We start from the raw sequence: 18,461 nt of genomic DNA, 5'->3' as shown, positions 1-18,461 counted from the left end.
TAGTCAGCAATCAAAGGAGCGCGGCCTTGACCGCGCCCATCCAATTACCAGCGATAGTGTGCGAACGCTTTGTTTGCTTCGGCCATACGGTGCACGTCTTCACGCTTCTTGACCGCAGAGCCTTTATTTTCGGCGGCATCCAGCAACTCGCCAGCCAAACGCTGAGCCATCGATTTTTCACCGCGCTTACGGGCGGCGTCTACCAGCCAGCGCATGGCCAGGGCATTACGACGCACGGGGCGCACTTCAACCGGAACCTGATAGGTGGAACCACCCACCCGGCGAGATTTAACTTCAACAGTAGGACGAACATTGTCCAGGGCTTCTTCGAACAGAGCCAGATGCTCTTTGCTGGTTTTGCCAGCAACGATGTCCAAAGCACCGTAAACAATTTTTTCAGAGGTAGATTTCTTACCGTCTACCATAACTACGTTTACGAACTTCGCCAGCAGCTCGGATCCGAACTTGGGATCCGGCAGGATTTTACGCTGGCCGATTACGCGACGTCTTGGCATTGCAAACTCTCCGTAACTTCAGGGATAACCCAAAACAAAACAGGTTAAAAATAAAATGTTTGGCCTTACTTAACGGAGAACCATTAAGACTTGGGCTTCTTGGCGCCGTACTTGGAACGGCCCTGGCGACGAGCAGAAACACCAGAGGTGTCCAGCGCGCCACGTACGGTGTGGTAACGCACACCGGGCAAATCTTTAACACGACCACCGCGGATCAGCACTACGGAGTGCTCTTGCAGGTTGTGGCCTTCACCACCAATGTAGGAGTTGACCTCGAAACCATTGGTCAGACGCACACGGCACACTTTACGCAGTGCAGAGTTCGGCTTCTTGGGGGTGGTGGTGTATACGCGGGTACATACGCCGCGCTTTTGCGGGCAAGCTTCCAGCGCCGGAACGTTGCTTTTCGCTACGTTCTTTTCGCGTGGCTTGCGTACCAGCTGGTTAATTGTTGCCATTAACAGCTCCTGAAAAATGTCGTTCTACAGTTGTGAAAAATCTATCCCCAAAAGCGGGGACGCAAAATTCTATGCCTGCCTCGATTTTGAGTCAAGATTTATACAGTTTCTTGTTGATGGTTTTATCGGGGATGGGATCACCAAGCCTGGGGGCTGCCCAGTTCGGCCACCAGTGCAACCAGTTCGCTCATGGTGAGCAGTTGCCCCAGGTCGCTCTGCAGCCCTCGCGCCTGCAAATCTTCCTGCATCACATAGAGCCGGCCGGCGCTGGCCAGTGGCTGCAGCCGTTGCCGCCACGCGGGCACGGTCGCGGCTATCACCGCATCCTGCCATAATAATAGTCGATCTTCATCCGCCATATAACACAGCGCCTGCGGCAAATTGCCGTGACCGAAGGGAGACTGTTTTACCGTATGCAGCATCGTCACCTCAAAAGCTCAGCCGGACATTAAACACCGCCAGTTGCTGCCGCAGTTCGGCCGGTGCCAGCACCGTCGCGGCCGTCGCCAGGGAAGAACCGTCCAGTCCCCGCTCGGCCAGCGACTCGCCACAGGCATAGACTGCCTCGATGTCGTAGAGTTCGAACAGGCCGAAGGTCAGCGCATAATGGCGCCCCAGCACAGCTGACGGCTCCTGTCCGCCCAGCAACTGGTAAACACCATCACCGATAAAGAAGACGGCGATCTCGTCACTCAGTGCCGAGGTGGCCAGAACCGCATCCAGGCCTTCCCGCCCACTGGCGGAACCGTGAGGCGGTGTGCGAAAAACAAATGCAACCTTATTCATCAGAATTGTACCACCCTGTCTGCACTCAACGCCGCTTGCGCCAGCGATCCCAGGCCACTCAGCCGAAACGGCGGCACCACATTCCACTGGGCCACTCCCGCCTGGTGTGACGAGCCGGCGTCGCTCATGCCCCGGCGCAAGGCGGCGGCCACGCAGACATCCAGGCTCAGCCGATGTTGCGTCGCGAGCTCGGTCCAGGCCTGGTGCAGATTGAATTCATCACCGGCGGGCTGGGTCAGCAGATTGCCGTTGCCCACTCCATCCTGGTAAAAGAAGATACTGTCGATCACGTGGCCTTGCTGCAGCACGGCACAGGCGAAACGATAGGCATCGGCGGCAGACTGGCTGCCGTAGCAGGGGCCGGTGACCAGTAACGCAAAATGCAGGGGAGTCTGTTCCATCGCGGGATCCGCATATAAGGACGGGGACGATGCGGCTCGTCCCCGCGGGGGATTATTCGACGTAGGCGACGGCTTCTACTTCCACCAGCACGTCTTTCGGTAGGCGCGCCACTTCCACGCAGGAACGCGCCGGGGCGCCGGCCAGGAAATAGCTGGCGTAGACTTCGTTGAACGCCAGGAAGTTGTTCATGTCAGACAGGAAGCAGGTGGTCTTGAGCACGCTGGAGGCATCGGCACCGGCCTCGGCCAGCACCGCCATCAGGTTGTCCATCACCTGCTTGGTCTGGGCTTCGATGCCGCCTTCCACGATATCCATGGTCACCGGATCAAGCGGGATCTGGCCGGAGGTGTAGATCATGTTGCCGACGCGGGTCGCTTGTACATAAGGCCCGATGGCGGCGGGAGCATTGTCGGTGGCGATTACAGTTTTAGTCATGGGTTCTCCTGGTTAAGCGATGTGATCTTCCTCATCGCGTTTCTTTTGTCGAATATAAAGATAGACGGTGTGTTTGGATATATTGAGCTTGCTGGACACCATGGCGATGGCATCCTTGATGTCGAAAATGCCTTTTTCGTAGAGGGTAATCACAATCTGCTTGTTTTTGGCGTTGTTGGCCACTTCCGGATCCGCGTTGATCTCCTCGATGGTCCGCTCCACCGTCAGCGTTACCAGCTCTTCCACGTTGTTGCTGAAGTTCTCCGGCGAAACCTCAGGCAGCTCCGCCGCCTTGGGCAGGAAGTCGGCCATGAACACATGAAAGGGAGCAGCCAGGTGCAGGTTGATGCACAACAGGCCGATGGTCTCGCCATCCAGGTTGCGTACCGCCAGGGTGGTCGATTTCATCGGTTCACCCAGCCGGCTCTGGGTGAAATAGGCTGGGCTGTGGTGACACCCTTCCTGCTCCAGCTCGGGCAGCAGGCGCAACGCCAGATCGGTAATGGGAGCACCAAGGGTCCGACCGGTATTGAAGCCATTCGCTATCTTGATCACCGAATGCTCCAGATCTTCCAGCGAGTGCAGCACCACTTCGCAGTGCTGGCCGAACATCTCGGCCAGGCCATCGACCATGTCCGCATAACGTGCAAGCAACTGACGATCCTGCTGGCTGAAGACTTTTTTTCTGGCACCCTTTTTGACTGGCTGTACTGTCTCGCTTTCAGCTGGCATTGCTGGCTCCTACCGGATTTCTTCACCAGATTTTCAACCGATGATGCCATATGTCAACTTTTTTTGAAACGCCATCCGCCGCCGGCTCAGCCCCTGGGGCCATTCTCGATACGGGTGATAACCCCGTCCCTGATGGTGACTATCTGCATGAACTGGTAGCGGCCGAAGTGATAGGTCCAGCGTTCGCCGTCCGGATACTGATGCCAGTGGCCGTAACGATTACGGAGGTAGCGGTAGGCGGGCTCCCGCACCAGGGGCTCGCCACAGTGCAGCACCAGCAGGGCGATGGGGTCGCCATCGATGATCAGGTGATTGTTACATCGCATGCTGTCGGCCTGTGCCGACCACGCCCACAGCCAAAACAGCAGAATGAAAATCCGGTGAAACATGGGCCGCCTCCCTCTGTTTAAGGATAGTAGGCCGACACCTCAAGGGCGGCCGGCGACCGGCGATAAAAAACCGCCCGAAGGCGGTTCAGTCCGGACCGGCGCTCAGGCCCGCAGCGACTTCTCGCCACGGGACACACCACACACGCCGCTGCGCACCACTTCCACCACCTCGGTGGTTTCGCTCATGTTGCGGATAAAGGCGTCCAGCTTGTCGCTGGTGCCGACCAGCTGCACCGTATACAGGTGCGGGGTCACGTCCACTATCTGGCCGCGGAAGATATCGGCGGTGCGCTTGACCTCGTCCCGGTTGGCCCCGTCGGCCCGCACCTTGACCAGTACAATTTCACGTTCGATATGGTCACCATCGGTCAGGTCGCTGACTTTGAGCACGTCCACCAGCTTGTTGAGCTGCTTGGTGATCTGCTCGATCACCCTGTCATCCCCCGTGGTCACTATGGTCATGCGCGACAGGGTCGGATCCTCGGTGGGCGCCACCGTCAGGGTCTCGATGTTGTAGGCGCGCTGGGAAAACAGCCCCACCACCCGGCTCAGGGCGCCGGACTCGTTTTCCAGCAACAGGGATATAATACGCCGCATCAGGTTCTCTCCGTCTTGCTTAACCACATTTCATCCATGGCACCGGTCTTGATCTGCATGGGGTACACATGCTCTTCCGGATCGATCTGAATATCCATAAACACCAGCTTGTCGGTGAGGGAGAAACATTGCTCCATCGCCGCCTCCAGCTCGGCCGGATCGGTGACCCGGATCCCCACATGGCCGTAGGCTTCCGCCAGCTTGACGAAATCGGGCAGAGAATCCATGTAGGAATGGCTCTGGCGTCCTTCGTAGAACATTTTCTGCCACTGTTTCACCATGCCCAGGGCATTGTTGTTCATGGAGATGATCTTCACCGGTATGTTGTATTGCATGCAGGTGGAGAGTTCCTGAATGTTCATCTGGATGGAGCCGTCACCGGTCACGCACACCGAAATCGCCTCGGGACGGGCCAACTTGGCGCCCATGGCGGCGGGCAGGCCGAAACCCATGGTGCCGAGACCGCCGGAGTTTATCCACTGGCGCGGCTTGTCGAACGGATAATACAGGGCGGCAAACATCTGGTGCTGGCCCACGTCGGAGCTGACCATCGCCTCCCCTTTGGTGATGCGGTACATGGTCTCGATCACCTGCTGGGGCTTGATGTATTTGTCGCTCTTTTCATAGCGCAGGCAGTGGCGGGCACGCCATTGCTCGATTTGTGCCCACCAGTCGCTCATCGCCTGGCTGTCGGTCTTGAGGCCGAGATCACGAATGGTTTCCAGCATCTGCGCCAGCACCGTATCGGCCGAGCCAACGATGGGAATATGGGCCTTGATGGTCTTGGAAATGGAGGTGGGGTCCACATCCACATGCACGATGGTGGCATGGGGGCAGAACTTGGCCACGTTGTTGGTCACCCGATCGTCGAAACGAGCGCCGACGGCCAGGATCAGATCCGAGTTGTGCATGGTCTTGTTGGCTTCATAGGTACCATGCATGCCCAGCATGCCGACAAATTGCTTGTGGGTACCCGGCATGCTGCCCAACCCCATCAGGGTATTGGTTACCGGCAGGTTGAACAGCTCGGCCAGCTGGATCACCAGCGCACTGGCTTCGGCGGTCACGGCGCCACCACCCACGTACATCACCGGACGCTTGGCGTCGGCCAGGGCCTTCATCGCTTTCTTGATCTGGCCCTTGTGCCCGATACCGGTGGGGTTATAGGAGCGCATTTCCACCGAGCTGGGATAGGCGTAGGGGTGCTTTTCCTTGGGATTCTGCACGTCTTTCGGCAAATCCACCACCACCGGACCGGGACGGCCGGTGGCCGCGATGTAGTAGGCCTTTTTAATCGCCAGCGGGATATCGGTCGCCTTCTTGCACAGGAAGCTGTGTTTGACGATGGGCCTGGAGATACCGATCATGTCGGTTTCCTGGAAGGCATCGTCACCGATGTAGTTGGTGGGAACCTGGCCGGAAAGTACTACCATGGGGATGGAATCCATATAGGCCGTGGCGATGCCGGTAATGCAGTTGGTCGCCCCCGGCCCCGAGGTCACCAGCACGGTACCGACCTTGCCGGTGGCCCGGGTGTAACCATCGGCCATGTGCACCGCGCCCTGCTCATGGCGCACCAGCACATGCTCAATTTTGCTGTTTTCAAATAAGGCGTCATAGATATCAAGCACCGAACCACCGGGGTAACCGAATATATGTTCGACTCCCTGGTCTTCCAGCGCTCGCACTACCATTTCCGCGCCTGATAACATCTCCATGATAAGCCCTCCAGGCTCTGCTCCGTTCATGTCGCCATCGCTACCCAAGGCCAGTTTGCAGGTTTTGCTTCCCGGCCGGGTCAAAACGCCGCAATATAGCAAAGTAGCTGGCTTTTATCTTTATTAAACAATCACTTCTGCTTGTCAGACTGAAAATAAGCAGAAAAGGGGTGAAAAATCACCTTAACCTGCTTTAAATCGCTTGTCCATGGGCTTTGCAAAAACTGTTGCAAGACCGGGCCCACGCCGCCGACCGAGGCTATTTATAACCCTTTCCGGCGCGCAAAAAATGGGCCAATTCCGGCTAACGCAACAGTCCACCGCACTGGATCCCGTTCTCGCCGCCCAGTTCACGCAGCCGCTCGTCCAAAGGTTCGGCAAACAGCACCTGACGCCACAACTGCCGGCACAGCTCCACCAGGGGGATCGGCTGGCCACCCGCCAGCCAGTGCATCAGCGCAGTGGCCGTCCGCGGGTAGCGCACCCGCAGCGCCGGCTCCCGGGCCGCCGTCGGCAGGGGGGCGCCGAGCCCCTCGACCAGTCGAGCCAGTTCGAGCTCTGCCAGCAAAGGCGCATGGCAGTGCCGCGACCGCGCCAGCAGCCACAAGCCGGTCCCCCCGGCCAGCGCCGACGCCACTACGTTCAGCAACCCGTCGCTGAGCACAGCATGGCTGCCGGCCAGGAGATGAGGCCAGCGTTGCCATGGCAACAAGGTCAGGGAGCCGGTGACCAGCGGCTCGGCGATGGCGGGATGGCAGCCGGTCAACGGCTGGGACCGGTAGGAATAAGCCGCGATGACCTGGTCCAGGGGGATCGACGGCAGCAACAGGCCGATCTCCTGCCGGGGCACACTGTCCGGTTCAGCCGTCTCGATGATGGGCGGTAACACCGGTAAGCCGAAGTGAAACCAGTCGAGCCGGATCACCTCCACCCCCCAGAAACGGACCCAATCCTGCCCTGCGTCCTGAGCCAGCAACAAGACCATGCCCGCCCCCGCCTTTCTCAGCAAGAATGCCACCCAGCTGCTGCCGGCAAGCAACAGATCGTAGCCCTGCAGGCGCTGTCGGAAAGGGCCGGAGATCCCCGTTTTCAGCCACGCCATACCGCTCATTACCAGGACGTCAAGCTCGACGCCCATCTCGGCTGCCGCCGCCGCCATCACCCGGGCGCAACAGGCCGCCCCATGATCGCCCTCGGCAAGCACGTACACTATCCTCATTCATCTTCCTTACCTTACTGCTCGGGACTGTCCAGTGTCTCCCGCTCAGGTGACAAAGCGATGACCCCGATCTCGTCCACCGGATCGTCGCCGGGAATAAATGAATGAAACCTAAAAACGGAGAAATACAGTACTTAGTTTCAAAAAACTAAAACAAACAGGTACATTAATCCAAATAAAACCGAAACAGACACTTTATCGAAAAACTGCCGCATCGAGAGCTGGCAAGGTAAAAGTTGACAGCCGTCAAGATTCCCGTTATTGGTATAGCGTTGTTGACGGATTCTTTTCGGTGATGAGTGATATGCAAAAGCACGTTCGGCTACTACTAACTCTAGAGGTGCTCAAGCGCACGGGTTAGGCGTAGCTGGAATTCATCATCCACATATTCAAGTTAAAACCCGTGCCATCCGCACGGGTTTTTTATATCTGTCGCGGGCGGCACGGATCCATATAGAGGGGAAGCGACATGTCGAGCCAAGTCATTATTTTCGATACCACCTTGAGAGACGGCGAACAGGCCCTCTCCGCCAGTTTGACGGTCAAGGAAAAACTGCAGATTGCCCTGGCCCTCGAACGCCTCGGGGTGGACGTGATGGAAGTGGGCTTCCCCATCTCCTCCCCCGGTGACTTCGAGTCGGTACAGACCATCGCCCGTCATATCAAAAACAGCCGGGTATGTGCCCTGTCCCGCGCGCTCAAGGCCGATATCGACGCCGCCGGCGAAGCCCTGCGGGTGGCGGACCAGTTCCGTATCCACACCTTTATTTCCACCTCCGATATCCATGTACAGAGCAAACTGCGCAAGGATTTCGACTCTGTGGTGGAAATGAGTGTCGCCGCGGTCAAACACGCTCGCGGCTATACGGACGATGTGGAGTTTTCCTGTGAAGACGCCGGCCGCACCCCCATCGACAACCTGTGCCGCATGGTCGAAGCGGTCATCAAGGCCGGCGCCCGCACCGTCAATATTCCCGATACCGTGGGGTACACTGTGCCGAGCGAGTTCGGCGGCATTATCAAAACCCTGTTTGAACGGGTGCCCAACATTCATCAGGCGGTGATTTCCGTACACTGCCACGACGACCTCGGCATGTCGGTGGCCAACTCCATCGCCGCGGTGCAGCAGGGTGCGCGCCAGATTGAGTGCACCATCAACGGCATCGGCGAGCGGGCCGGCAACTGCTCGCTGGAAGAAGTGGCCATGGTGATGAAGACCCGCGGCGAGCTGCTCGGGGTGCACACCAACATCAAGCACCAGGAAATCTACCGGACCAGCCAGCTGGTGCGCAACCTGTGCAACATGCCGGTACAGCCCAACAAGGCCATCGTTGGTGCCAACGCCTTCGCCCACTCTTCCGGCATTCACCAGGATGGCGTGCTGAAGAACAAGAACACCTACGAAATCATCACCCCCGAGAGTATCGGCCTGCCCAAAAACCAGCTCAACCTGACCTCCCGCTCCGGCCGCCATGTGATCAAGCACCGCATGAGCGAGATGGGCTATACCGAGCAGGATTATGATCTCGACAGCCTGTACCAGAGTTTCCTCGCCTTGGCGGATCGCAAGGGTCAGGTGTTCGACTACGACCTCGAAGCGCTGGTATTCTTCAGCCAGATCCACGAGGAGCCGGAGCAGTTCAAGCTCAAGTACCTGAGCGTGCAGTCCGGCAGCAATGTGATGTCCACCGCCAGCGTGCGCATGCTGGTGGGCGGCGAAGTGGTCAACGAGGCCGCCGTCGGCAACGGCCCGGTGGATGCGGTATACCAGTGCATCAATCGCGTGACCGGCTACGACATCCGCATCGACAAGTATGAGCTCAAGAGCAAGGGCGAAGGCAAAGACGCCCTCGGCCAGGTGGACATCGTCGCCGAATACAAGAGCCGCAAATTCCACGGCATGGGCCTGGCCACCGATATCGTCGAGTCCTCCGCCCAGGCATTGGTACACGTGATCAACAGCATCTACCGGGCCGAACAGGTGGCCGAGAAGAAAGAAGAAATCCAAAAGAAAATTCGTATGGAGACAGTGTGAGTATGAGTGCAAGCTACAAGGTCGCCGTCTTGCCGGGCGACGGCATCGGCCCCGAAGTGATGGCGCAAGCCCTCAGGGTGCTGGACAAGGTACAGGCCGAGTTCGGCTTCAGCCTGGAACTGGCCCACCATGACGTGGGCGGCATCGCCATCGACAACCACGGCACTCCGCTGCCGGCGACGACCCTGGCCGGCTGTGAAGCCGCCGACGCCATCCTGTTCGGCTCGGTCGGCGGCCCCAAATGGGAAAAACTGCCCCCCAACGAACAGCCCGAGCGCGGTGCCCTGCTGCCCCTGCGCGGCCATTTCAAACTGTTCTGCAATATGCGCCCTGCCAAGATCTACCGGGGGCTGGAAGGCTTCTCGCCGCTGCGCGCCGACATCAGCGCCCGCGGCTTCGATATCCTGTGCATGCGTGAACTGACCGGCGGTATCTATTTCGGCCAGCCCAAGGGCCGGGAAGGCTCGGGTCCCGAAGAAAAGGCGTTCGACACCGAGGTCTATCACCGTTACGAGATCGAGCGCATCGCCCGGCTGGCGTTCGAGGCGGCCCGCGGCCGTCGCGGCCTGGTTACTTCGGTGGACAAGGCCAACGTGCTGCAGACTTCCATCCTGTGGCGGGAAGTGGTGATCGAGGTGGCCAGGGATTACCCGGACGTGACTCTGAACCACATCTATATCGACAACGCCACCATGCAGTTGATCAAGGATCCGTCCCAGTTCGACGTGCTGCTGTGCTCGAACCTGTTCGGCGATATCATCTCCGACGAGATGGCGATGATCACCGGCTCCATGGGCCTGCTGCCCTCGGTCAGCCTGAACGACAAGGGCTTCGGCCTGTACGAGCCGGCCGGCGGTACCGCCCCGGATATCGCCGGCAAGGACATCGCCAACCCCATCGCCCAGATCCTCTCGGCCGCCCTGATGCTGCGTTACAGCTTCAAGCAGGAAGAGGCCGCCCAGGCCATAGAGCGGGCCGTGAGCGAAACCCTGGCCGCCGGTTATTTCACCGGTGATCTTTACAGTGCCGACGCCGAACATCCGGTACAGAGCACCAGTCAAATGGGTGAGCAGATAGTCGCGCGCATCAGGAGAGCAAACTAATGGCCAAGACCCTCTATCAGAAAGTTTTCGACGCCCACCTGGTGCGCGATGAAGCCGGTGAAACCCCGCTGCTCTACATCGACCGCCACCTGGTGCACGAAGTCACCTCGCCCCAGGCCTTCGACGGCCTGCGCGAAAAGGGCCGCCAGCTGCGCCGCCCGGACCGCACCTGGGCGACCATGGATCACAACGTCTCCACCCAGACCAACGACATCGCCGCCTCCGGCGAGATGGCCCGCATCCAGATGGAAACCCTGGCCAGGAACTGTGAAGAGTTCGGCGTGCCCCTCTATGACCTGCACCACAAGTACCAGGGCATAGTGCACGTGATCGGCCCCGAGCTGGGCCTGACCCTGCCCGGCACCACCATCGTCTGCGGCGACTCCCACACCGCCACCCATGGCGCCTTCGGTGCCCTGGCCTTCGGTATCGGCACTTCCGAAGTGGAACACGTCATGGCCACCCAGACCCTGAAGCAGGGCCGGGCCAGGACCATGAAAATCCAGGTCAACGGCGCACTCAAACCGGGCATCAGCGCCAAGGACGTGGTACTGGCCATCATCGGCAAGGTCGGCCACGCCGGCGGCACCGGCCATGTGGTGGAATTCTGCGGCAGCGTTATCGAGTCCCTGTCGATGGAAGCGCGCATGACCATCTGCAACATGGCCATCGAGCTCGGCGCCAAGGCCGGCCTGGTGGCCCCGGACCAGACCACCTTCGACTACCTCAAGGGCAAGCCCTTCGCCCCCGAGGGCGAGCAGTGGGAAGCGGCGGTTGCCTACTGGCAGGCCCTGAAGTCCGACGCGGATGCCACCTTCGACGCCGTGGTCGAGCTGGATGGTGCCGAGATCGCGCCCCAGGTGACCTGGGGCACCAACCCGGGCCAGGTGATGCCGGTGAACGGCACCATTCCGGCACCGGAAGACTTCGACGATGCCATCGAGCGCCAGTCCGCCGCCAAGGCGTTACAATACATGGCGCTGGAAGCGGGCCAGAAACTCACCGACGTCAGCATCGACAAGGTATTCATCGGCTCCTGCACCAACAGCCGCATCGAGGATCTGCGCGCCGCCGCCGCCATCGCCCGCGGCCGCAAGGTCGCCGTCGGGGTACAGGCGCTGGTGGTACCCGGCTCCCAGCAGGTGAAGGCCCAGGCAGAAGCGGAAGGGCTGGACAACATCTTTATCGAAGCGGGCTTCGAGTGGCGTCTGCCCGGCTGTTCCATGTGCCTGGCCATGAACAACGACCGGCTGGAGCCGGGCGAGCGTTGTGCCGCCACCAGCAACCGTAACTTCGAAGGCCGTCAGGGCCGCGGTGGCCGCACCCATCTGGTGAGCCCGGCCATGGCCGCCGCCGCCGCCGTGTTCGGTCACTTCGTCGACATCCGGGATTTATAAGGGGTAAACCATGAGCGGATTCAAGCAATTAACCGGTATCGCCGCCCCCCTGGACGCGGCCAACGTAGACACCGATCAGATCATTCCCAAGCAGTTCCTGCAGAAGGTGACCCGGTCCGGCTTCGGCAAGCACCTGTTCCACGACTCGCGTTTTCTGGACGATGCGGGCAACCAGCCCAATCCCGAGTTCGTGCTCAACCAGGCGCCTTACGATCAGGCGGTGATCCTGCTGGCCCGGGAAAACTTCGGCTGCGGCTCCAGCCGCGAGCACGCCCCCTGGGCCCTGGCCGACTTCGGCCTCAAGGCCGTCATAGCGCCGAGCTTCGCCGATATCTTCTACGGCAACGCCATCAACAATGGCATGGTGCCGGTGCGGCTGAGCGAAGAGCAGGTGGACGCCCTGTTCCAGTACGTGAACGCCGACAAGGGCGCCGAGATAACCGTGGATCTGGAAGCCCAGCAGGTGAAGGCCGGCAAGCTCGCCTTTCCCTTCGAGATCGACGAGTTCCGCCGCTACTGCCTGCTCAACGGCCTGGACAATATCGGTCTGACCCTGCAACACGCAGATCAGATCGACACCTACGAGGCCAAGCAACCGAGCTGGTTGTAATCACCACAACGCCGGCGCAGCCGGCGTTGTCTTATCCCTCCAACTGCAGCAGCCGCTGTTTCAACTCCTCGCCGAGCGGCGCCTTGCGACCGCTGCCGAAATCCACCATCACCACCCGCGCCGAGCCTTCGGTGGTCACCGTCTGCTGGGCCTGGCTGACAATGCGGTACTCCATGGTAAAGCCGTGTTCATCCAGTTGGCTGACCCGGGCCTGGGCAGTCAGGGTATCGGGAAAGGTCACCGGGCGGCGATAGCGGGCGGAGGTCTCCGCCAGCACCGGTCCCACGCCCTGGGTGCTCAGTACATCCAGCATGCCGATACGACGCAGATACTCGATACGCACGGTTTCGAAATAGCGAAAGTAAACCACGTTGTTGACGTGGTTGAGCGCATCCATCTCGCCCCAGGCGACGGGGATCTCGATGCTGACCGGAAAATGACGTTCATCTTTGGACATGTGAGGGCTTCCCGAACTGAATTAGGTTTTTTACTCTAACCACAACAACAAAAACATTCAATTAACATTCAGGAAAGCGCCCTCCTCGCTAGTGTACGTCGCTCAGCCTCAGGGCCACCCGATCGTTCTCTGCTCCCGCGTCAACCCGCAGCACCGTTGCCGTTGCCATCAACGGCTCGATATGAGGATCCGTGGAGGGCAGTACCAGGTGCCATTGCTGCCCGGCCTGACACTTGCCGGCCGCCACTTCCAGCAGTACACCCTCGGCACTGAGGTTGCGGCATACGGCTTCTACCCTCTCCTTGCTGGTGGCCAGGATCACCTTGGCATCCAGTTGCATGCGGCTGTAAAAACGATGTTCTTCATGGGCTGGCATCATGGGTCGTCATCCTTATAAGAAACTGGTTTAGCAAAAAGAATAGCCCTACAATGGCGGCCATTCTCAAACGGGTGCGGCCAGCCGCTGAGATCATACTCGTGCACCTGAGCCGGGTCATGCCGGCAAAGGGATTTGAGCACTCGGCCTTACCCTATCCACCAAGGAGTGGCCCAGTGAAAAAAGTCCTGATAGCCCTGCCCCTGCTCGCCGCCGGCCAGGCCGCGGCGCAAACCCCGACCCTGACCATCTATACCTATAGCTCATTTGCGTCCGATTGGGGACCAGGCCCGGCCATCGAGCAGACCTTCGAGGCGGAATGTGACTGCAATCTTGAGCTGGTGGCCCTGGACGATGGGGTGTCGATCCTCAACCGGCTGCGACTCGAAGGCGCCAACACCAAGGCCGATATCGTGCTGGGACTGGACAACAACCTGCTGCAGGCCGCCAAGGACACCGGCCTGCTGGCCGAGCATGGCCAATCTCCCGAGGGGCTCCAGGTCCCCGGCGGCTGGAATGACCCGGTGTTCCTGCCCTTCGACTACGGCTACTTCGCCTTTATCTACGACACCGAGCGCCTCGCCAATCCCCCCGCCAGCTTCGCCGAGTTGCTGGAACGCCCCAAGCTGACCCTGCTGTACCAGGATCCGCGCACCAGCACCCCGGGCCAGGGCCTGATGCTGTGGGTTCAGAAGCTGTACGGCGACAAGGCGCCCGAAGTCTGGCAGAACCTGGCCAAACGCACCGTCTCCGTCACCAAGGGCTGGAGCGAGTCCTACGGTATGTTCCTCAAGGGCGAGGCGGATCTGGTGCTGTCCTACACCACTTCCCCCGCCTACCACATCGAGGCGGAGCAGAAGACCCAGTATCGGGCCGCCGGTTTCGAGGAAGGTCACTACCTGCAGGTGGAAGTAGCGGCCAGGCTCAATACCAGCCAACAGCCGGAGCTGGCCGACCGCTTCCTGCAATTCATGGTCAGCCCCGGCTTCCAAAACCATATTCCCGCCGGCAACTGGATGTACCCGGTGATAGACACCGAACTGCCCGCCGGCTTCAAGACCCTGGTTCAGCCTACCCAGGCGCTCAGCTTCAGTTCCCAGGAAGTAGCCGAACGCCGCCAGAGCTGGCTCCGACAGTGGCTGTCCTCGGTTACCCATTGATGCCGGTACGACGCTGGTGGTTACCGGGCGGCCTCAGCCTCGCCGGTATACTGCTGCTCACCGCTGGGCCCATTGTGGCCTTATTACTGCAGAGCGGCCAGGCCTCCATCGGGCAGTTATTGAGTGACAGCTATCTGCGCCACGTCATCTGGTTCAGCTTCTATCAGGCGGCCCTGTCGACCCTGTTCAGCCTGCTGCTGGCCATCCCCCTGGCCCAGACGCTGTCGCGCCGCTACTTCCCAGGTCGTGTCCTGTTGTTGCGGCTGTTCGGGCTATCGCTGGTATTGCCGGTGATCCTGGTGGTGTTCGGCATTGTCGCCGTCCATGGCCGGCAGGGCTGGGTCAATCAACTGCTGCTCCTGGTCGGCATGGAGCCCGTCAGCTACCTCTATGGCCTGCCCGGCATACTGCTGGCCCACGTGTTCTTCAATATGCCATTGGCGGCCCGCGTGCTGCTGCAAGGTATAGAAGCGGTACCCCAGAGCCAGTGGCGGCTGGCCAGTCAACTGGGCTTCAACGGCTGTCAGCTGTTCCGCTGGCTGGAATGGCCGGCCATGCGCAGCGCCCTGCCGGCCCTGGCCAGCATGATCTTCATGCTCTGTTTCACCAGCTTCGCTACCGTCATGGCGCTCGGCGGAGGGCCCAGATCCACTACCCTGGAAGTCGCCATTTACCAGGCCCTGCGCTTTGATTTCGATCTACCGCTGGCCGGCATGCTGGCCCTGCTGCAACTGTTGTTCTGCTGCGGTTTTCTGGCCCTGCAGTACTGGCTGAGCCACCCCCAGCTTCATCAGCCGGGCGGCGGAAACCGGATTGAGCGCCCGGATCGGCGGGCCCCCCTGATCCGATTATGGGATACTCTGGTACTGGGAGGCTGCCTGGCGATTTTTCTCCCGCCGCTGCTGGCCATCGTTACCGCCGGTTTCAATCCGCAACTGTGGCCGGCGCTGAGCTCACCCCGTTTATGGTTGTCTGTGCTGACCTCATTGTGGATCGCCGCCGGCGCGGGCCTGCTGTCGCTGCTGCTAACCCTGGGGTTGCTGTACAGCAGCCGTTATCTGCGCCTGCACCTGGAGCACCGGACGGGTGCGGCCATGCTGGAGGCCACCGGCTCGGTGATCCTGGTGCTGCCCGCCGTGGTGCTGTCCACCGGGCTTTTTATCCTGTTGCGCAATATCGCCGACGTGTTTGCCCTGGGGCCGATACTGGTGCTGCTGGTCAATGCCCTGATGGCACTGCCCTATGGCCTGCGGACCTTGCAGCTACCCATGGAGCGCGTGGCCCGCCAGTACGACCGACTCTGTGCCAGCCTGGATATTCAGGGTCTGGCCCGTGCCCGCCGGGTCGAGTGGCCGCAACTGCGTAAACCCATGGCGCTGACCCTGGCCCTGGCGATGATGCTGTCGCTGGGGGATCTCAGTGCCATTGCCCTGTTTGGCAGCCAGCAGTTGCAAACCCTGCCCTGGCTGCTGTACCAGCAGTTGGGTAATTACCAGATGGCCGATGCCGCCGCTACCGCCCTGCTGTTGCTGTTGCTGAGCCTGGGCCTGTTCCTGTTGATCGAAGGGGTTCTGGGGGGCAAAGATGCTCGAGCTGAATAAACTGACCGCCCGCTATCCGGAGCAGGAATTGTGTTTTTCCCTCCAGGCCCCCGCCGGCGCCATTACCGCACTGATCGGCCCCAGCGGCGCCGGTAAATCCACCCTGTTGTCCATGCTGGCAGGATTTTCGAAGATAACCTCCGGAGACTTGCGTTTTGACGGGCGGGATCTGCTGCCGTTGGCGCCGGCACAGCGCCCCATCACCACCCTGTTCCAGGACAACAACCTGTTCTGGCATATGACGGTATATCAGAATATTGCCATCGGCCTGTCACCTTCGCTGCGGCTGAGTCCACAACAGGATGCCGAGGTGATGACCGCAGCCCGGCAGCTGGGGATCGAGTCCCTGCTGGCGCGCAAGCCAGCCACCCTTTCCGGGGGGCAACAGCAGCGGGTCGGACTGGCCCGTTGCCTGGCGCGCCGGCAGCCGGTCCTGCTGCTGGATGAACCCTTCTCGGCCCTGGACCCGGCCTTGCGCTTCGAGCTGCTCGAGCTGTTACGCCAGCAGACCGACCGGCTGGGGCTGACGGTACTGCTGGTCACGCATCATCCGGACGAAGCCGCCAGGATCGCCGACGGCCTTGCCTTCGTTTATAACGGAACCATTTGGGAAAGCGGTAACGGGGAGCTGTTGTCAGCCCCCCGGACCCCTGAGCTCAGTGCCTATTTGGGCGGTTAGAGGTTTTCTTCCGCAAAGGAGGCCAGCCGGCTGCGCACCACACCGTTGAGGTAGATATTGGCGCTGCCTTCAAAATCCTTGAAACGTTCCACGATATAAGTCAGCCCGGAGGTCACCGGGGTCAGATAATTGGAGTCAATCTGCGCCAGGTTACCCGAACACACCAGCTTGGTACCTTCGCCACAGCGGGTGATGATGGTCTTCAACTGAGACGCGGTGAGGTTCTGGCACTCATCCAGCAGCACGAAGGTGTTCTGAATGCTGCGTCCGCGCATAAAGTTGACCGATTTGAACTGAATATTGGCCTTGCCCATGATGTAACTGAGCGAGCCGTCCATGCATTCGTCCTGCTTGTGCAGCACTTCTAGGGTGTCGGTGATCGCCGCCAGCCAGGGAGCCATCTTCTCTTCCTCCGTGCCGGGCAGAAAGCCGATGCTCTCGGCAATCTCGGGTGTGTTCCGGGTCACGATGACCCTGTCGTAAATCCCTTTCTCGATGGTCATCTCCAGGGCCGAGGCCATCGCCAGCAGGGTCTTGCCACACCCCGCCGGACCGGTCAGGATCACCAGGTCAATGTGCGGATCCAGCAAGGCATCCAGCGCCATGGCCTGATAAATGTTCTTGGGATGTATACCCCAGGCCTTGCGCCCCATCATCCGCTCCCGCCCCAGATCGACGAAGCGAACCTTGCCTTCGCCTTTAGTCAGCACTCGGCCGGCAAAATCATCGGTATCGTCGACCAGGAACTGGTTGATATGGGCGCCGGGCAGCAGCTCTTCGGCCACGGTGTGGATCACCTCCCGGCCGTGAGTTTCGCTGTCGCATTCGCCGACCCTATCCCAGAAGCTGTCTTCTATATGATTAAAGCCCTTCGACAGCAGGCGAATGTCGTCCACCAGCTGGTCGGAGCGGTAATCCTCCACGTTCTGCAGGCCGGCCCCCTTGGCCTTGAGCCGCATATTGATGTCTTTGGTCACCAGTACCGCCATGCCTTCCGCATTGTGCTTTTGCAGATACAACGCGGTATTGATGATGCGGTTGTCGGCCTCATCGTCGGTGAAGATGGCATACCCTTCCGGCAGGTGCCGGTCCGAAATGATGGCGATGGTGCCTGAAGCCTCGTCATCCTTCAGCCCCAAGGGAACCCCGGCGACGATCTGTTCCGGCGTGGCATCATGAAATATATCCTCGAGGGCACGTATCGCTACCCGGGCATCACGGCTGACGTCTTTTTGCCGGTCCTTGATGCGGTCCAGCTCTTCGAGCACCGTCATGGGTATGACGACATTGTGTTCCTTGAAGGAATAGATGGAGAGAGGTTCGTGCAGGAGTACGTTGGTATCCAGAATAAAGCGTTTACGGTCGTTGCCGTCCATAGGCATGCTCCCCGGGCTTGGCCCCTGTGATGATCATCACCCAGTTAAAGCACTGTGTAATGACAGCTTTATTACAATTTAACGCTATGACGTTTTGTCAGGTACTGCAACTGCTTGCTGTGAGATAAAGTCGGTGAACGAGGGTTAACTCACTAAATCACAAAGAGGATCCCTAGACCAGAAATTTATGTGATCCCGTTCACAGCAAAAAAACAGACAGGGACCTTATTGAGAACCATTCGAAAGGAGTGAAAGGCAGGGACTCTGATTGAATCCCGATTTCAGAAGCACGAAAAAAGCCCTTCACATCGGTGAAGGGCTTCTTGAATTTGGGTGCCTGGCAGTGACCTACTTTCACATGGCAGCTGCCACACTATCATCGGCGCGGTCGCGTTTCACTTCTGAGTTCGGCATGG

General features: G+C 59.8%; 21 protein-coding genes and 1 rRNA gene. 7 read left to right on the top strand and 15 right to left on the bottom strand.

Translation table 11 applies throughout. The features are described from left to right. Positions 1 to 44 precede the first annotated feature (44 nt). The 11 genes from rpsG to C7H85_RS17850 form a co-directional block, all read right to left on the bottom strand. A complete protein-coding gene (rpsG, locus tag C7H85_RS17900) occupies positions 45 to 515 on the bottom strand; it encodes a 30S ribosomal protein S7 (RefSeq protein ID WP_106731075.1) in 471 nt (156 codons plus the stop codon). 83 nt (positions 516 to 598) lie between these two features. Beyond that, positions 599 to 973 (bottom strand): 30S ribosomal protein S12, encoded by a 375-nt coding sequence (gene rpsL, locus C7H85_RS17895; protein ID WP_106731074.1) that lies wholly within the window; start codon positions 971 to 973, stop codon positions 599 to 601. A gap of 137 nt (positions 974 to 1,110) precedes the next feature. After that, a complete protein-coding gene (gene tusB / locus C7H85_RS17890; RefSeq protein ID WP_106731073.1) occupies positions 1,111 to 1,395 on the bottom strand; it encodes a sulfurtransferase complex subunit TusB in 285 nt (94 codons plus the stop codon). A gap of 7 nt (positions 1,396 to 1,402) precedes the next feature. Then, on the bottom strand, positions 1,403 to 1,759 hold the full coding sequence (gene tusC, locus C7H85_RS17885; protein WP_106731072.1) for a sulfurtransferase complex subunit TusC: 357 nt from the start codon (positions 1,757 to 1,759) through the stop codon (positions 1,403 to 1,405). Then, a complete protein-coding gene (gene tusD, locus C7H85_RS17880; protein ID WP_106731071.1) occupies positions 1,759 to 2,160 on the bottom strand; it encodes a sulfurtransferase complex subunit TusD in 402 nt (133 codons plus the stop codon). The genes tusC and tusD overlap by 1 nt, the downstream gene beginning before the upstream one ends. A gap of 52 nt (positions 2,161 to 2,212) precedes the next feature. Beyond that, the gene (locus tag C7H85_RS17875; RefSeq protein ID WP_106731070.1) at positions 2,213 to 2,596 is read right to left on the bottom strand and encodes a RidA family protein; all 384 of its coding nucleotides are present in this window, start codon (positions 2,594 to 2,596) and stop codon (positions 2,213 to 2,215) included. 12 nt (positions 2,597 to 2,608) lie between these two features. Further along, positions 2,609 to 3,328 (bottom strand): helix-turn-helix transcriptional regulator, encoded by a 720-nt coding sequence (locus C7H85_RS17870; protein WP_106731069.1) that lies wholly within the window; start codon positions 3,326 to 3,328, stop codon positions 2,609 to 2,611. Between the two features lie 86 nt (positions 3,329 to 3,414). Continuing rightward, complete coding sequence (locus tag C7H85_RS17865; RefSeq protein ID WP_342749355.1) at positions 3,415 to 3,654, bottom strand: DUF2845 domain-containing protein; 240 nt, start codon at positions 3,652 to 3,654, stop codon at positions 3,415 to 3,417. 165 nt (positions 3,655 to 3,819) lie between these two features. Further along, on the bottom strand, positions 3,820 to 4,314 hold the full coding sequence (gene ilvN / locus C7H85_RS17860; protein ID WP_106731067.1) for an acetolactate synthase small subunit: 495 nt from the start codon (positions 4,312 to 4,314) through the stop codon (positions 3,820 to 3,822). Beyond that, positions 4,314 to 6,032, bottom strand: a complete 1,719-nt coding sequence (locus C7H85_RS17855) for an acetolactate synthase 3 large subunit (protein ID WP_106731066.1) — start codon at positions 6,030 to 6,032, stop codon at positions 4,314 to 4,316. Before C7H85_RS17855 ends, ilvN begins: the two co-directional genes overlap by 1 nt. 304 nt (positions 6,033 to 6,336) lie before the next feature. Then, a complete protein-coding gene (locus C7H85_RS17850; RefSeq protein ID WP_106731065.1) occupies positions 6,337 to 7,251 on the bottom strand; it encodes a hypothetical protein in 915 nt (304 codons plus the stop codon). Positions 7,252 to 7,720: 469 nt separating this feature from the next. Here C7H85_RS17850 and leuA point away from each other — a divergent pair, with 469 nt between their 5' ends. From leuA to leuD, 4 genes are read left to right on the top strand one after another with little or no spacing between them, the layout of a single operon-like run. Then, positions 7,721 to 9,286 carry a 2-isopropylmalate synthase gene (leuA, locus tag C7H85_RS17845; RefSeq protein ID WP_106731064.1) on the top strand — a complete coding sequence of 522 codons (1,566 nt, stop codon included), beginning with the start codon at positions 7,721 to 7,723 and terminating at the stop codon, positions 9,284 to 9,286. A gap of 2 nt (positions 9,287 to 9,288) precedes the next feature. Then, positions 9,289 to 10,389: a 3-isopropylmalate dehydrogenase gene (leuB, locus tag C7H85_RS17840; RefSeq protein ID WP_106731063.1), complete on the top strand. Its 1,101-nt coding sequence runs from the start codon at positions 9,289 to 9,291 to the stop codon at positions 10,387 to 10,389. Beyond that, a complete protein-coding gene (gene leuC, locus C7H85_RS17835) occupies positions 10,389 to 11,786 on the top strand; it encodes a 3-isopropylmalate dehydratase large subunit (RefSeq protein WP_106731062.1) in 1,398 nt (465 codons plus the stop codon). Before leuB ends, leuC begins: the two co-directional genes overlap by 1 nt. Positions 11,787 to 11,796: 10 nt before the next feature. Further along, complete coding sequence (leuD, locus tag C7H85_RS17830) at positions 11,797 to 12,396, top strand: 3-isopropylmalate dehydratase small subunit (protein WP_106731061.1); 600 nt, start codon at positions 11,797 to 11,799, stop codon at positions 12,394 to 12,396. A gap of 31 nt (positions 12,397 to 12,427) precedes the next feature. Here the strand turns inward: leuD and C7H85_RS17825 are convergent, their stop codons facing one another. Beyond that, the gene (locus tag C7H85_RS17825) at positions 12,428 to 12,853 is read right to left on the bottom strand and encodes an acyl-CoA thioesterase (RefSeq protein ID WP_106731060.1); all 426 of its coding nucleotides are present in this window, start codon (positions 12,851 to 12,853) and stop codon (positions 12,428 to 12,430) included. Positions 12,854 to 12,941: 88 nt separating this feature from the next. After that, positions 12,942 to 13,232, bottom strand: coding sequence for a PilZ domain-containing protein (locus tag C7H85_RS17820; protein ID WP_106731059.1), 291 nt, complete (start codon positions 13,230 to 13,232; stop codon positions 12,942 to 12,944). Between the two features lie 173 nt (positions 13,233 to 13,405). Here C7H85_RS17820 and thiB point away from each other — a divergent pair, with 173 nt between their 5' ends. Genes thiB through thiQ form a run of 3 tightly spaced genes read left to right on the top strand, consistent with a single transcriptional unit; the run spans position 13,406 to position 16,669 of the window. Next, a complete protein-coding gene (thiB, locus tag C7H85_RS17815; protein ID WP_106731058.1) occupies positions 13,406 to 14,389 on the top strand; it encodes a thiamine ABC transporter substrate binding subunit in 984 nt (327 codons plus the stop codon). Next, the gene (thiP, locus tag C7H85_RS17810; RefSeq protein WP_106731057.1) at positions 14,389 to 15,990 is read left to right on the top strand and encodes a thiamine/thiamine pyrophosphate ABC transporter permease; all 1,602 of its coding nucleotides are present in this window, start codon (positions 14,389 to 14,391) and stop codon (positions 15,988 to 15,990) included. Before thiB ends, thiP begins: the two co-directional genes overlap by 1 nt. Then, on the top strand, positions 15,974 to 16,669 hold the full coding sequence (gene thiQ, locus C7H85_RS17805) for a thiamine ABC transporter ATP-binding protein (RefSeq protein ID WP_106731056.1): 696 nt from the start codon (positions 15,974 to 15,976) through the stop codon (positions 16,667 to 16,669). The genes thiP and thiQ overlap by 17 nt, the downstream gene beginning before the upstream one ends. Here thiQ and C7H85_RS17800 read toward each other — a convergent pair. Beyond that, the gene (locus C7H85_RS17800; RefSeq protein ID WP_106731055.1) at positions 16,666 to 18,045 is read right to left on the bottom strand and encodes a PhoH family protein; all 1,380 of its coding nucleotides are present in this window, start codon (positions 18,043 to 18,045) and stop codon (positions 16,666 to 16,668) included. The two genes, thiQ and C7H85_RS17800, sit on opposite strands and share 4 nt — an antisense overlap. A gap of 335 nt (positions 18,046 to 18,380) precedes the next feature. Beyond that, positions 18,381 to 18,461 (bottom strand): 5S ribosomal RNA (gene rrf / locus C7H85_RS20360); the annotation flags it as partial.

The sequence above is a fragment of the Zobellella endophytica genome (assembly GCF_003012775.1).
GTDB lineage: Bacteria > Pseudomonadota > Gammaproteobacteria > Enterobacterales > Aeromonadaceae > Oceanimonas > Oceanimonas endophytica.
This window is presented reverse-complemented; position numbering and strand designations above follow the sequence as displayed.

What these genes read in the sequence shown, in the direction of transcription:
- C7H85_RS17825 (WP_106731060.1), bottom strand. Translation starts at nt 12,853, where the DNA reads ATGTCCAAAGATGAACGTCATTTTCCGGTCAGCATCGAGATCCCCGTC.
- thiP (WP_106731057.1), top strand. Translation starts at nt 14,389, where the DNA reads ATGCCGGTACGACGCTGGTGGTTACCGGGCGGCCTCAGCCTCGCCGGT.
- tusB (WP_106731073.1), bottom strand. Translation starts at nt 1,395, where the DNA reads ATGCTGCATACGGTAAAACAGTCTCCCTTCGGTCACGGCAATTTGCCG.
- C7H85_RS17875 (WP_106731070.1), bottom strand. Translation starts at nt 2,596, where the DNA reads ATGACTAAAACTGTAATCGCCACCGACAATGCTCCCGCCGCCATCGGG.
- rpsL (WP_106731074.1), bottom strand. Translation starts at nt 973, where the DNA reads ATGGCAACAATTAACCAGCTGGTACGCAAGCCACGCGAAAAGAACGTA.
- C7H85_RS17870 (WP_106731069.1), bottom strand. Translation starts at nt 3,328, where the DNA reads ATGCCAGCTGAAAGCGAGACAGTACAGCCAGTCAAAAAGGGTGCCAGA.
- C7H85_RS17800 (WP_106731055.1), bottom strand. Translation starts at nt 18,045, where the DNA reads ATGGACGGCAACGACCGTAAACGCTTTATTCTGGATACCAACGTACTC.
- C7H85_RS17855 (WP_106731066.1), bottom strand. Translation starts at nt 6,032, where the DNA reads ATGGAGATGTTATCAGGCGCGGAAATGGTAGTGCGAGCGCTGGAAGAC.
- leuD (WP_106731061.1), top strand. Translation starts at nt 11,797, where the DNA reads ATGAGCGGATTCAAGCAATTAACCGGTATCGCCGCCCCCCTGGACGCG.
- leuA (WP_106731064.1), top strand. Translation starts at nt 7,721, where the DNA reads ATGTCGAGCCAAGTCATTATTTTCGATACCACCTTGAGAGACGGCGAA.
- C7H85_RS17865 (WP_342749355.1), bottom strand. Translation starts at nt 3,654, where the DNA reads ATGCGATGTAACAATCACCTGATCATCGATGGCGACCCCATCGCCCTG.
- rpsG (WP_106731075.1), bottom strand. Translation starts at nt 515, where the DNA reads ATGCCAAGACGTCGCGTAATCGGCCAGCGTAAAATCCTGCCGGATCCC.
- ilvN (WP_106731067.1), bottom strand. Translation starts at nt 4,314, where the DNA reads ATGCGGCGTATTATATCCCTGTTGCTGGAAAACGAGTCCGGCGCCCTG.
- leuC (WP_106731062.1), top strand. Translation starts at nt 10,389, where the DNA reads ATGGCCAAGACCCTCTATCAGAAAGTTTTCGACGCCCACCTGGTGCGC.
- C7H85_RS17850 (WP_106731065.1), bottom strand. Translation starts at nt 7,251, where the DNA reads ATGAGGATAGTGTACGTGCTTGCCGAGGGCGATCATGGGGCGGCCTGT.
- C7H85_RS17820 (WP_106731059.1), bottom strand. Translation starts at nt 13,232, where the DNA reads ATGATGCCAGCCCATGAAGAACATCGTTTTTACAGCCGCATGCAACTG.
- tusC (WP_106731072.1), bottom strand. Translation starts at nt 1,759, where the DNA reads ATGAATAAGGTTGCATTTGTTTTTCGCACACCGCCTCACGGTTCCGCC.
- leuB (WP_106731063.1), top strand. Translation starts at nt 9,289, where the DNA reads ATGAGTGCAAGCTACAAGGTCGCCGTCTTGCCGGGCGACGGCATCGGC.
- tusD (WP_106731071.1), bottom strand. Translation starts at nt 2,160, where the DNA reads ATGGAACAGACTCCCCTGCATTTTGCGTTACTGGTCACCGGCCCCTGC.
- thiQ (WP_106731056.1), top strand. Translation starts at nt 15,974, where the DNA reads ATGCTCGAGCTGAATAAACTGACCGCCCGCTATCCGGAGCAGGAATTG.